Raw genomic sequence first — 13,286 nt, 5'->3', positions numbered from 1 at the left:
ACTCACCGTCTCAGTAAGACGTTTTAAGCAACGCCACCAAACAGTGTAAGTAAGGCAATCAGTGCCAAGTAAAACAAAATATTACGCTTAACCAAACGCATCATACAGGTGGCTTCGTAAGTACAGCCCGCGTATTGCTGCTCAATTTGCTCAGCGGCAAGCGCTGTACTGGTCACTACTTTACGGTTTGGGGTTTTGAAATCTAACGCATATTTCAGCCAACAGCCCGTGCCCTTTGAAAAGTTACCAATTATCAGATAACCAAAACTGGTAATACGCGCAGGTAACCAGTTCAACCAATAAAGCATGTCGGCTAATACGCTACTGCGCGCAGTCAATATACTTTGTTCACTTTGCTGAGCTTGGTCGAATAAGCTGCGCGTAACAGCATACATCACTGCGCCTGGGGCACCGAACACAACAAACCAAAAAATTACCGCACAGTAATGTCTAAAGTTGACCCAAGCTAGCGTTTGACCAACCCATTCACCGCCTTGTTGATCTTCAGTACGGTGTTGGCCTAACTGAAGTGCATATAACGTTGCACCTTCACTGTCACCTCGCGTAAGCGCATTTAAATAGCCCTTATACAAAGCGCGTGGTTTAGCACAGCCAAAACAGACAAGTAATAATAGCGCATTTAATACCAACTCAAAGAGGAAGAAGTCGGCAAAGTCCATCACAAAATACACACCTAAAGCAGGTAATAAAACCCATAACGCAAATGCAAATGGCGATTTTAATAATGAACTATTCTGCAATAACGACTGACTCATATTGAGGTAGCTATTACTGTAATGATCAATCTGCCAATGCGCATCTCGGGCACCTAGCCGCTCAATGGCCAGCGCTAAAATTATTGAGATCAAAATCATAATTTACTCATTCACTTAACAACTTAAAAAATTTCTGCCAATCAAAAGCTTCTCCAGGATCTGTCTTTCGACCTGGTGCAATATCACAATGCCCAACGATGCGATCTGGAGAAATGTCAGGATACAGCTGCATGATGTAACGCGTGCAGGCAGTCAAAGCGACATATTGTGCATCGGTATAAGGCGTTGTATCTGTGCCTTCTAATTCAATACCAATGCTAAAATCATTACACCTTTGTCGACCTTTAAACTCCGACACACCTGCATGCCATGCTCGCTTATTAAATGGCACATACTGCAGCACTTGCCCATCTCGTCTAATAAAGCAATGTGCTGACACTTTTAGCCCTTCTAAATCGGTAAAGCTAGGATGTGCTGCACAATCTATATTACCAATAAATAGCGCATCTACATGTTCAGTACCAAATTCCCCCGCGGGCAGAGAAATATTATGAACCACCAGCAAGTTGACATCTTGCTCATTCGGTCTCTCATCAAAAAAAGTACAAGGCCTTTGCGTCACCCTAAAGCTTGAATTTGGCAAGCAAAACTCTGTGTGTTTCACGGTTAAAACCATTTGCTTCAATAATAGGCTAACCTTAACAAGCTTTACGAAATTTCACTAGCGCGATTGTCTTAAACTCTTGGAAGCAGTAAAATTTAATTCTCGCACAATGCAATTAGACAACATAAGTGACGCTTAGTATGCAAAACCAACTTCTTACGCCTGCTCTTATTAGTGAATTAGTCACACAAGCTTTAAATGAAGACCTCAACTTTCAATCGGCTGCCGATGGTGATATTACAGCGCAGTTAATACCTGAAGCGCAGCAAGCCAACGCTTATGTGATCACCCGTGAAGACTGTGTATTCTGTGGTAAAGCCCTAATTTTAGAGGTATTTAAACAGGTTGATGCAAGCGTTGAAGTTGAAGTACTCGTCAATGATGGGGATTTTGTTGCAGCGAATAGCCAACTATTTACCGCTAAAGGCTCAGCACGTGCCATTTTAACCGCTGAGCGTACCGCCTTGAACTTTGTACAAACGCTTTCAGGCACCGCAACAACCACAGCTCATTATGTAAAAGCTTTGGCAAACAGTAATACTCAACTCCTTGATACACGCAAAACTGTGCCGGGTCTTCGTGCATTACAAAAATATGCCGTGGCTTGTGGTGGCGGTAAAAACCACCGTATTGGTTTGTTTGATGCATTCTTAATTAAAGAAAACCACATTGCAGCCTGTGGCGGTATTGCAGCTGCAGTTAAACAAGCTAAATTAAATCACCCAGCTAAACCAGTTGAAGTAGAAGTTGAAAATCTAGACGAGCTACAGCAAGCCATTGAAGCTGGTAGCGACATCATCATGCTAGACAACTTTAGCGTACCACAAATTCAACAAGCCGTAGAAGTGACAGCACAGCGCGCTAAACTTGAAGTCTCGGGTAATATGACCATAGAAATCTTAGCCGAATACGCACAGGCGGGTGTCGACTATATTTCAAGTGGTGCACTGACTAAAAATGTGCAGAGTATCGACCTATCAATGCGCTTCAATAACACGCAAGTGTAATTGGCTGTAATCTAAGATAAGTGCATAAATGTTGACAATTGATTTTAAAGAGAATTTAATGAGCGGGTTTTGATATGCTGGTAACAAATTATTAATTTTTTCCTTGAGATATATATTAATATAGTTCATTACCTGTATAAAATAATTAGCCCCAGCTCTTAAAATAAGAATTAATTCTTATTTACTCTTGTTAATATCAAGTTTAACAATTAGAGTAGCAAATAATTAAGTTTGTCGTTTATTTAAATACAAAATTGCCGATAACCTAATATTGGTGATTTTAATTAAATAAAAAATCTAAACTTTAATTGAGATGGTGGTAATGCGTTGAACCTTAAAGAAGGGTGATACGTACGCTAACAACCCATGTATGGCGCATTGTTTTAGGTATTTTTTACAAACAATCAACAGCCATCATAGTGGGAGCCCCATTAAATGAGTTAGCACTATAAATTTGCAATACAATGGGTGTAAACTTTATCCATTGATACAAACTTTATAACTATTTAATAACCTAGCTTACCACGGTGAGTTAGCATTTTTCCTTTAGGAGACACATCATGACGCAAAATCAAAAGGGTTTTACCCTAATCGAACTAATGATTGTAGTTGCAATCATCGGTATTCTAGCTGCAATCGCATTGCCAGCTTATCAAGATTACACAGCTCGCGCTAAAGTGAGTGAAGTAATTCTTGCAGGTACGACTTGTAAAACAGCGATTTCAGAAGTTTCTCAAACAGGTTTAAGAGCAGCTCCAAGTGCCAATGGCTTTGGTTGTGGTGAAGCTGCACCTACTGGTGGTATTTCACAGTATGTAGCATCAGTTCAAACTTCAGCTGACGGTGTAATCACTATCGCAGCTCAAAATATTCCTCAGCTAGGTACTAACGTAAACATTACTCTAACTCCTTACCTAAATGCTGACGCTAGTACTGCTGCTGCTGCAAAAAACTTTCACACAGCTACTGGTGGTGAATTATCTGCTGTGAGAGCTTGGGTTTGTGCTTCAGCTGGTACTAATGGTGTTGAAGCCAAATACTTACCAGCTAGCTGCCGTTAATCTTAACGCACTAACTTAAAGGGCTGTTTATTCAGCCCTTTTTGGTTGTTTATGAAAACAGATAAAGATACCGCCGATAAACTCGATACCTTTCAATGGACTGGTTTAAGTGCCCGAGGCAAAAAGCTCGAAGGTGAAATGACCGGTACCAGCATTGCCCTTGTTAAAGCCCAGCTTCGTAAACAAGGCATTACCCCTTCAAAAGTTAAACGTAAGCCTAAACCTTTGTTTGGCATAGGTGCAGGCGGTCAAAAAATTACCGCCAAAGACATTGCGATTTTCACCCGACAAATTGCCACCATGTTGACTGCGGGCGTACCGCTTATTCAGTCTTTAGAAATGATTTCATCTGGGGCAAAAAACAAAAGTTTAAGTAAACTCATTGGCGGCATTGCCGATGAGGTAAAAGCCGGTCAGCCACTGGCGAAATCTCTGCGTGCTTACCCGCGTTATTTCGACGAGCTGTATTGTGACCTCATTCACTCAGGGGAGCAGTCTGGTGCCCTTGATAAAATTTTTGACCGTGTTGCCGTTTATAAAGAAAAAGCCGAAGCGTTAAAGTCAAAAATTAAAAAAGCCATGTTCTACCCTATTGCGGTCGTTGTGGTCGCACTGATAGTAACGTCTATCCTACTAATTTTCGTGGTACCGCAGTTCCAAGATATCTTCAGCAGTTTTGGTGCTGAACTCCCTGCCTTTACCCTATTTGTGATTGGTATATCAGAGTTTATGCAAGATGCCTGGTGGGTGTTCTTGTTGGTTATCGGGGTCAGTATATATTCGTATAAAGAGGCTTTGATCCGCTCATCTGCCGTGCGCCATTTCAATGACCGCTTGGTATTGCAATTACCCGTTGTCGGTATGATCTTACACAAGGCTGCTGTAGCACGTTACGCGCGTACACTCTCTACGACATTTGCAGCAGGTGTGCCTCTCGTTGATGCACTAGATTCAGCCGCAGGCGCATCGGGTAACGTGATCTATAAAAATGCTATTACTGAAATCAAAGCCGAGGTTAGTTCAGGTAACCAAATGAACTGGGCGATGCGCAATTCAAAACTCTTTCCAGATATGGTGGTACAGATGGTCTCTATCGGTGAAGAGTCTGGCTCACTCGATGGCATGTTAGAAAAAGTGGCTAACATTTACGAACAAGAAGTCGATGATGCAGTTGATGGCCTATCTAGCCTGTTAGAGCCGTTAATTATGAGTGTGCTTGCTGTGCTTGTAGGTGGCCTTATTATTGCCATGTACTTACCTATCTTCCAACTGGGTTCTGTGGTTTAAGCCCAGTTTTCTACCTTTTAGAAAGTGACATTTTAATGCAAGAAGTAATTTATTTAATGCAAAACCAGCAGTGGTTTTTTCTTTTGACCGTTGGTTTAGTGAGTTTGTGTATTGGTAGCTTTTTAAATGTGGTGATTTACCGTCTACCGCTCATGATGCAACGAGAGTGGCAGCAAGAGTGCCGTATCTCACTGGTCGATGAATTGGCAAACTCTAGCAAGCAAACAGCATCAAGCAACGACACTTTCAACCTGATTAAACCTAACTCGACTTGCCCACACTGCAAAACTCCAATTAAAGCCTGGCATAATATTCCATTATTGGGCTGGCTGATGTTAAAAGGCAAATGCGCCAGTTGCTCAGCAAAAATATCTGTTCGTTATCCACTAGTAGAGTTAGGCACTGCCCTTGCCTCTCTTTGGATTGCATTGCAGTTTGGTGCAACTGAGCTGGGCTTGCTTTATATTTTTATCACCTGGGTACTCGTGGCGCTTATTTTTATCGATATCGATCACATGTTATTGCCCGACCAACTCACGCTTCCTTTAGTCTGGTTAGCGTTAATTGCTAGTGTTTTGGGCTATACCCTTCCACCCAGCGAAGCCATTGTCGGTGCTGCGGTAGGCTACTTAAGTTTATGGACGGTGTTTTGGGTATTTAAGCTACTTACAGGTAAAGAAGGCATGGGGTATGGTGACTTTAAGCTGTTAGCTATTTTTGGTGCACTATTAGGTTGGCAAGCAATTTTGACCATTGTTTTATTATCCAGTGTTGTTGGCGCTGTAATAGGCAGCATTCAATTAGCTGTGCAAGGTAAAGAGCACAGCACACCTATTCCATTTGGCCCATATTTAGCCATCGCGGGCTGGCTCGCTATGCTCTATGGCACCGAGATTCAAACTTGGTACTTTTCTCTTTTAGGCTAAGTCAGCCCATTTTTCAGGTAAACAAGTATGAGTAACTGGATTTTAGGACTAACAGGGGGCATTGGCGCAGGTAAAACTCTTGTCTCTAATCACCTTGCTTCTCTGGATATTGAAATTGTCGATGCCGATGTCATTGCACGAGATGTCGTAGCAATTGGCAGTGATGGTCTAAGCGCCATCGAGCAGCACTTTGGTAGCGCTATTTTGTTAGATGATGGCTCACTCAACCGAGCTAAGTTACGTGAAATTATTTTTGCCGATTCAGAACAAAAAAGCTGGTTAAATAATTTGCTACACCCACTGATCCGTCAAAATATTACAAAGCAGCTAACCAACGCCAAAAGTCCTTACGTGGTGTTAAGTGCACCGCTACTTTTCGAAAACAAACTCGATGCACTCTGCGACCACACTTTATTGGTGGATGTGCCTGTTGAGGTGCAACTAGCACGCACAGCAAACAGAGATTCAGTCAGTACTGAGCAAGTAAAGAACATTATTGCCGCACAAATGTCACGGGAAGATAAGTTACAAAAGGCCGATTCAATTCTTGATAATCATCGTGAAATTAGTTCAGTCCTTTTAGATGTTGAAGAATTACACCACGCTTTTTTGCAACAAGCTGAAATAAGTAAATAGTTTATTGGTCTTTATTATTCGGCAGCTCGTACTGAGCACTCATTAAGCATAAAAGTAATACTTTGAGTTAGGTCTATTTTTTGCTTTGATATTTTTTGCTAAGCTAAACTAAGTTCAAGTCGTCATAGAGGCATTATGGAACATCACTCTCCCCTTTTACGGAAATTTATTACACTCGGTCGTGTGACCGCAGAGCAATTAAAATTAAAGCAGACCGAAGCACAGTCTACGGCAGAGCTTATCTGTTTATGTAGTGGGATGACAGGTCAAGAGCTGGCTGAACAATGCCTAGATCTCTTTAGAGTGCCAATGTTTGACCTAAGTGACTTTGACGTTGAGCAGCTACCAAAAGAGCTTATTAAAGAAAAGCTGATCCGCCAGCACCATTTACTGCCCTTAGTCAAAAAAGGTCGCAAGCTGTATATCGCCACCTCTGATCCCACTGATTATGGTGCATTTGAAAACTTCGAATTTAGCACTGGCTTACAATGTGAAGTGGTGGTGGTTGATTACAAACAGTTAGAGCAAAAGATAGATCAACTATTCGATGCCAATGGCGGCCTATCCATGAGTGAGGATGACTTTAAAGAATTCTCAGGCATGGATGTTGAAGAGACTCAACAGCAGCAAGACACCAACGATGAAAAAGACAAAGATGATGCCCCTATCATTGTCTACATCAATAAGATTTTAATGGATGCCATTAAAAAAGGCGCGTCAGATTTACACTTTGAGCCTTACGAACATAAATACCGCATTCGTTTTCGTATCGATGGCATGCTCCATGAAATGGCAAGCCCGCCAACCAGTTTATCAACGCGTTTGTCAGCCCGTATCAAGGTTATGTCTCGCTTGGATATCGCCGAAAAGCGTAAACCGCAAGATGGCCGTATCAAATTAAAGATCTCAGATCGTAAAAGTATCGATTTTCGTGTCAGTACCCTACCTACTTTGTGGGGTGAGAAAATAGTAATGCGTATTCTTGACTCATCGAGCGCCATGTTAGGCATTGATGTGTTGGGTTACGAACCAGAGCAAAAAGCACTCTACATGGATGCGCTGGCACAGCCACAAGGCATGATCTTAGTAACAGGTCCAACGGGCTCTGGTAAAACTGTTTCACTTTACACGGGTTTAAATATTCTCAATAAACCAGAGCGCAATATCAGTACTGCGGAAGATCCGGTTGAAATTAACCTTGAAGGTATCAACCAAGTTCAGATCAATCCAAAAGCAGAGATGACCTTTGCCAATGCGCTCAAAGCCTTCTTACGTCAAGATCCAGATGTGGTCATGGTTGGTGAGATCCGTGACTTAGAAACCGCTGAGATCTCTATTAAGGCAGCACAAACGGGTCACTTGGTAATGAGTACACTTCACACCAACTCAGCACCTGAAACCTTAACCCGTCTATTGAATATGGGTGTACCCGCTTATAACGTGGCAAGCTCGATCAGCTTGATCATCGCACAGCGTCTAGCGCGTCGTTTGTGCCCTAAGTGTAAAACGCCTGAAACCTTGCCTGAAGAAGAGCTCAATCGCCAAGGTTTTGTCAAAGCAGGGATCAACGACATAACGCTATACAAAGCCAATGGCTGCGATCACTGTACCGAAGGCTACAAAGGCCGTGTTGGTGTATATGAAGTGGTGAAGATCACGCCTGAAATCGCACAAGTCATTATGGAAGGTGGTAACTCGATTCAAATCGCTGAAATGGCTGCAAAAGCAGGATTCGCTAATTTACGTATTTCGGGTCTGAAAAAAGCCGCTGCTGGTGTGACTTCTCTTGCCGAAATAAACCGAGTCACCAGTTTCTAAACTCTAGATACTCAAACCTAGGTGCGAGTATCAGGTAGCAAAGCGCATTAGTTTTAATTACACTGTGGCCAAACCAAGTCAATAGAGAATGATGATGGCCACAGTTGTAAAATGCCCGACTTGCCAAGCCGATGTCGTATGGGGTGAGCAAAGTCCACACCGCCCTTTTTGTTCAAAGCGTTGTCAGTTAATTGATTTAGGCGAATGGTCTGAAGAAAATAACAAGATATCCAGCAAGATCTCTGCAAACGAAGAACTCGATGAGCAAGCTAAACAAAATATGATTGAAGACATTGAAGCCATGCTGGCTAAAAACGATGACTTCTTTCAATAATCTCTTTCTATAACTCGCTCAAAAAGCTTGAAAGAACATAAAAAATGGCGGCTATCTTAAATTGATAGTCGCCTTTTTATACCAATCCTCTTAATTAAGCGGTCTATTTTGAGGCAAGAAAAACTAGTCGATAACGAGGCGAAAATTTTGCTATTTAGTTGTTCTAAATAAGAAATTTCCAACGAAGTTAGCGTCAGTTTTAGTCCCTCAAAATGATTGAGTATTATTGAGGATTGGTATTATGTTGAAGTTATCTTGTAGCTGCTAGTTAGTCGCGGTGGCGACGCTGCTTGTTTTTACGCTTTTCACGCATCTCTGTTAATTTTTCTCTTTGCTCTACGGTCAGTAGCTGCCATATCTGATGACGGCTTTTGAGGTGTGCTAACACTTTTTCTGAACGCTCAGCTTTAATGTCTGACATCAGGGCTTTTGCTTTATCTTCGTCAAAGCTTTCGGCTTCGACTAAAGCGCGAAATGCTTCACGATTTTCTTTACGCTCTAGCGTTCTATCTTTTTTATCCGCTTTTAATTCTGTAATAATCGACTTGATTTGTGTTTGCTGATCGACCGTTAGATCCAGTGCAGCCACTGCACGCTTAGAAAGTAAAAAATCTCCGCGGTGCTCTGAATGACCTTTTGCGCTGGCTGTCAGCGACACTAAAATGCTGCCTGATAAAACGATGGCGCTTAATAAAGTTGATAATTTCATAATAATTTCTCTCTCGGGTTAACTTGCTTACAAGTCTAATCACTGCAATGCAAAGTAACGCAAGCGAACGTAAAGAGTGTGTAAAGTTCTGCAATACAATGTGATTATCAGTACACTAGAGATAAGAAGTACAATGCTGTCAGGTGCCTCATGAGCCAATTATTACTAATAGAAGACGATATTGAATTAAGTAATTTACTTTGCGAATACCTGCAAAGTCAGAATCATACTGTCAGCCAAGCGTTTGATGGAGAATCGGGCTTAGCAATGGCTAAAGCAGATAACTTCGACGTCATCTTACTTGATATCATGCTGCCTAAACTCGATGGCTTCGAAGTACTCAAACAGCTTCGCCAAACTCACCTGACTCCCGTGATCATGTTGACCGCCAAAGGCGATGATTTTGATCGCATATTTGGACTTGAGTTAGGTGCCGACGATTATATTTCCAAGCCTTTCAATCACAGAGAATTATTGGCTCGCATCAATGCCATTACCCGACGTGTCGAGTTTGTAAAGCAAGCTGAAATCGCTGAGGTCATCGAATACAATCGTGTTGCTCTGAACATGGCTGCGCGAACCGTGCACGTTAACAAAGCACAACTGACACTCACTGGGACTGAGTTCGCCGTGTTGCAACTACTGATGACTCAAGTCGGTAAAGTAGTTACCAAAGAAACAATTAGCCAAGAAGTGCTGGGCCGTCGGTTAGCCCCATTTGATCGCTCTATTGACATGCATGTCAGTAACTTACGAAAAAAAATCGCGCAACATAGCGATGCGAATTGTATTCAGACCATGCGAGGCAGCGGTTATGTCTTTTTGGCTCAGTAAAAATAACTTTAAACAAGCTCTTAATAGTCGGCTATTTTATAAAGCATTCGCTGGATTTTGGCTGACCATAGTTTGTATATTTTTATTATTGGTTTTATTCACCCGCCTGCAAGGCGAGCTGTTAGATAATGACCCGCTTCATGGCAGACAGTTAGACAGCCTTAATCATTTGAAACGTAACATTGTTAGGCTGGTTGAAGATCATAATAAAACGTTACAACAAGCCGTAGACCACCCGCGTTTATCTCGCCACAGTATGATTTTATTGGTCCATGACAATATCGATAAAACTATTGCGACCGAAAATAACGACCGTAATTTAAATTTATCGGTATTAAATGACCTTGGCGATGAGAACGTGCCGAGCCAAATTAGAACTGAGCGCTATGTTGCTTACGGGCCTGTTGATATATCCCTTAACCAAGAAGCATATCGTTTATATCAAATTAAGCCTCTGCGCAGACCTATGCTTTTCCATTCCATCCGCATGCTACCTGTGTGGATGAAATTACTCGCAATATTTATTCCTTCTGTGATTTTGAGCGTCTTCTTAACCATTTATTTAATTACACCATTAAATACGCTCAGTCGAAGTGCAAGACGCCTTGCACAAGGCGAGCTTAATGTACGTGCTCCATCAGAGTCCCAACGCAAAGATGAAGTCGGTCAGCTTATTCATGACTTTAACTTTATGGCCGATAAACTCACTCACAGCATACAAGCACATAAACAGTTACTGGCCGATGTGTCTCATGAGTTACGCACGCCGCTGACGCGCTTAAACCTAGCCAATGCCATGGCACAAGATACCGCCGGAGATGCAACGCAAAGCTATTTAGCTCGGATAGAAAAAGAGTCTCAATGTTTAGATAAAATGCTCGCTGATGTACTGACCTTGTCACGCTTAGAATATGCTGATCATCAACTTAACATTGAGCCAATCCCACTCTCTAGCTTGCTACAAGAATTACTTCAAAATGCCAAATTTGAAGCCCATCAACACAATAAGACTCTATCGAACAATACAATCCCCGATCTAGAATTAAATTGTGATGCTGCCTTGTTGACATCTGCAATTGAAAATATCACCAGAAACGCCATCAAATATGCCGACTCTTGTATTGAATTCGACATCAAGCAGCAAGCAGATAATCTGATCATTCGCATTAAGGATGACGGTCAAGGTGTTGATGACGCGGCATTGACTGAACTTGGTAATGCGTTTTACCGCACCGATAGTGCTCGAGCTCGACAATCTGGTGGGATTGGTTTAGGTTTAGCCATTGCTAAGCGGGCACTATTCGCCCACCAAGGTGATATTCACTTTGCTAACCACCAGCCACACGGGTTAACGGTCACAATTACATTACCACTATGACGTTTTACAGCTATTCAGATCAACTTAACGACAATATCAATACCATAGAGCAGCATTGGCAGTCAGGTACACATAGCCAATTTGCCGGTAAAAATGGCAATTTGTTTTACACCATTCATCAGCCTGAACACATTGATTATGCGGTAGTGCTGATTTCTGGGCGCATTGAAGCAAGTCATAAATATAGAGAGTTAATCTGGGAGCTCAATCAGAACAATATTGCCGTGTACTGCTGTGACCATATTGGGCAAGGGCAATCTGCGCGTCTCACAGCCGATCAACAGCTAGGATATATTGAGCAATTTGAAGACTTTGCTGACGACTTACACCTATTCATTGAAAGCATCGTAAAACCTCAAATTAACTGCGATTACTTTTTATTAGCGCACTCTATGGGCGGCGCGATTTGCTGTGATTATATGGCGAGGTATCCGGTGAACGCACAAGCTGCCTTTATATGTGCGCCTATGCTGGGAATAAACACTGCACCTTTCCCAAGTAAAGTCGCTCTCTGGGTCGCACGCTCAGCATGTCGTCTAGGTTTTTCACAGCGCTATGCGTTTGGTCAAGCAAGTTATGTAGAAAAGCCCTTCTCTGAAAACGAGTTAACCAATAGCGCTGAAAGATATACGCATTTTCGAGCGTTATATGCAAATCAAGCACATCTTCAATTAGGCGGAGTAAGCTTTGCGTGGTTACAAGCGGCACTCAATTGGACTTTCTTATTGCCTGAACTTCTAAACCCTACGCCGATCCATATTGCACTTGCAGAGCAAGACAGTATTGTTGATAACCTAGCAACAAAAAAGTGGGCACAACAACAAAAAAACATCGGTATTTCTGAATTTCCCATGGCGAAACACGAGCTGCTAAATGAAATTGATTCTATTCGCCACCCACTGATGCAGCAGTTTTATGGGTTTTGTGATTCACACCGCTCATTTAAGGCAACCGGATCTTGATGCACCATAATATCTATATGCTCGCCAAATACAGCGCGAATTTTTTCGCAAACTTCAGCTGAAATAGCATGTGCTTGCTGCAAGCTTAGCTGCTTATCAAGCTCGATATGAAACTGTACAAATTTAAGTTTACCGCTTTGCCGTGTTCTTAAATCATGAACCCCTTGTACGTCGGGGTGTTTTGAAATTATAGAAACTAGGCGGACTTTTTCTTCATCTGAGATTTCTTTATCCATTAGATGATTGGCACTTTCTTTGGCGATTTCCCAGCAGTTAAATAATAGATAGAACGCCACCCCAATGGCAAACACGGAATCTGCGAATAAATAACCTATTGATGCTAAGTAAATACCCACTAGCACGGCAGCGTTTAATAATAGGTCTCCTTTGTAGTGCAGTGAATCCGCTTTTACAGCGATAGACTCAGTATGCTTCACAACATATTGCTGAACCGCCACAACCAATAATGTGCACAGTATTGCGAAACCACTGACCCAAACGCCCAACATGGAGTGAGGTAAAGGAACGGGATTAATTAAACGCTCAATGCCATGAAATGCCAAAAAGCATGCCGAACCAGAAATAAACGCGGCTTGACCGAGCCCAGCCAAAGCTTCTGCTTTTCCATGCCCAAAGCGGTGGTCATCATCAGCAGGTCTGAGCGCGTAGCTTAAAACTAAGAAGCTCATCATTGATGCTGAGATATCTAATAAGGAGTCCGTAAGCGAGCCAAGCATAGCCGCGCTACCAGATGCTAACCAAGCCCAAGCCTTTGCCGCTATCATGATACTCACCACTGCCATGGTAAATAGACTTGAAAAACGTACTAGCACATCGTACTGACGCGTCATAAACTCACTCCTTAATTGATTCTCATTGGGTATAGACACCTAA

General features: G+C 42.2%; 14 protein-coding genes. 10 read left to right on the top strand and 4 right to left on the bottom strand.

The features are described 5' to 3' along the window. Positions 1-23: 23 nt before the first annotated feature. Both ampE and ampD read right to left on the bottom strand, forming a co-directional pair. Positions 24-875, bottom strand: coding sequence for a beta-lactamase regulator AmpE (gene ampE / locus ACXAC4_RS02395; protein ID WP_475158744.1), 852 nt, complete (start codon positions 873-875; stop codon positions 24-26). A gap of 7 nt (positions 876-882) precedes the next feature. After that, positions 883-1,452 (bottom strand): 1,6-anhydro-N-acetylmuramyl-L-alanine amidase AmpD, encoded by a 570-nt coding sequence (gene ampD, locus ACXAC4_RS02390; RefSeq protein ID WP_475164034.1) that lies wholly within the window; start codon positions 1,450-1,452, stop codon positions 883-885. A gap of 128 nt (positions 1,453-1,580) precedes the next feature. Here ampD and nadC point away from each other — a divergent pair, with 128 nt between their 5' ends. The 7 genes from nadC (at position 1,581) to yacG (ending at position 8,509) form a co-directional block, all read left to right on the top strand. Further along, positions 1,581-2,447, top strand: a complete 867-nt coding sequence (nadC, locus tag ACXAC4_RS02385) for a carboxylating nicotinate-nucleotide diphosphorylase (RefSeq protein WP_475158741.1) — start codon at positions 1,581-1,583, stop codon at positions 2,445-2,447. Between the two features lie 560 nt (positions 2,448-3,007). Beyond that, positions 3,008-3,508 (top strand): pilin, encoded by a 501-nt coding sequence (locus ACXAC4_RS02380; RefSeq protein ID WP_475158740.1) that lies wholly within the window; start codon positions 3,008-3,010, stop codon positions 3,506-3,508. Positions 3,509-3,559: 51 nt separating this feature from the next. Beyond that, on the top strand, positions 3,560-4,795 hold the full coding sequence (locus tag ACXAC4_RS02375; RefSeq protein WP_475158738.1) for a type II secretion system F family protein: 1,236 nt from the start codon (positions 3,560-3,562) through the stop codon (positions 4,793-4,795). Positions 4,796-4,830: 35 nt separating this feature from the next. Beyond that, positions 4,831-5,721: a prepilin peptidase gene (locus ACXAC4_RS02370; RefSeq protein WP_475158737.1), complete on the top strand. Its 891-nt coding sequence runs from the start codon at positions 4,831-4,833 to the stop codon at positions 5,719-5,721. Between the two features lie 27 nt (positions 5,722-5,748). After that, the gene (gene coaE, locus ACXAC4_RS02365; protein WP_475158735.1) at positions 5,749-6,357 is read left to right on the top strand and encodes a dephospho-CoA kinase; all 609 of its coding nucleotides are present in this window, start codon (positions 5,749-5,751) and stop codon (positions 6,355-6,357) included. 135 nt (positions 6,358-6,492) lie between these two features. Then, on the top strand, positions 6,493-8,175 hold the full coding sequence (gene pilB / locus ACXAC4_RS02360) for a type IV-A pilus assembly ATPase PilB (protein ID WP_475158734.1): 1,683 nt from the start codon (positions 6,493-6,495) through the stop codon (positions 8,173-8,175). A 94-nt stretch (positions 8,176-8,269) separates the two neighbouring features. Next, entirely contained in the window at positions 8,270-8,509 is a 240-nt protein-coding gene (gene yacG / locus ACXAC4_RS02355; RefSeq protein ID WP_138479860.1) for a DNA gyrase inhibitor YacG, read from the top strand. Positions 8,510-8,777: 268 nt separating this feature from the next. On the opposite strand, the gene ACXAC4_RS02350 is transcribed toward yacG, so the two are convergent. Continuing rightward, positions 8,778-9,218 (bottom strand): Spy/CpxP family protein refolding chaperone, encoded by a 441-nt coding sequence (locus ACXAC4_RS02350; protein WP_475158732.1) that lies wholly within the window; start codon positions 9,216-9,218, stop codon positions 8,778-8,780. Between the two features lie 150 nt (positions 9,219-9,368). Between ACXAC4_RS02350 and ACXAC4_RS02345 the strand changes: the two genes are divergently transcribed. The 3 genes from ACXAC4_RS02345 to ACXAC4_RS02335 are packed head-to-tail and all read left to right on the top strand — an operon-like array spanning position 9,369 to position 12,392. Beyond that, entirely contained in the window at positions 9,369-10,052 is a 684-nt protein-coding gene (locus ACXAC4_RS02345; protein ID WP_475158731.1) for a response regulator, read from the top strand. Then, positions 10,033-11,430 carry an ATP-binding protein gene (locus tag ACXAC4_RS02340; RefSeq protein WP_475158728.1) on the top strand — a complete coding sequence of 466 codons (1,398 nt, stop codon included), beginning with the start codon at positions 10,033-10,035 and terminating at the stop codon, positions 11,428-11,430. The genes ACXAC4_RS02345 and ACXAC4_RS02340 overlap by 20 nt, the downstream gene beginning before the upstream one ends. Next, positions 11,427-12,392: an alpha/beta fold hydrolase gene (locus ACXAC4_RS02335; RefSeq protein WP_475158727.1), complete on the top strand. Its 966-nt coding sequence runs from the start codon at positions 11,427-11,429 to the stop codon at positions 12,390-12,392. Before ACXAC4_RS02340 ends, ACXAC4_RS02335 begins: the two co-directional genes overlap by 4 nt. Here the strand turns inward: ACXAC4_RS02335 and ACXAC4_RS02330 are convergent. Next, a complete protein-coding gene (locus ACXAC4_RS02330; RefSeq protein ID WP_421963619.1) occupies positions 12,344-13,243 on the bottom strand; it encodes a cation diffusion facilitator family transporter in 900 nt (299 codons plus the stop codon). The two genes, ACXAC4_RS02335 and ACXAC4_RS02330, sit on opposite strands and share 49 nt — an antisense overlap. Between the last annotated feature and the right edge of the window lie 43 nt (positions 13,244-13,286).

The sequence above is a fragment of the Pseudoalteromonas sp. AWM4_233 genome (assembly GCF_056158285.1).
Note: the sequence above shows the minus strand (reverse complement) of the source record. Positions and strands in the feature narration are given on the sequence as shown.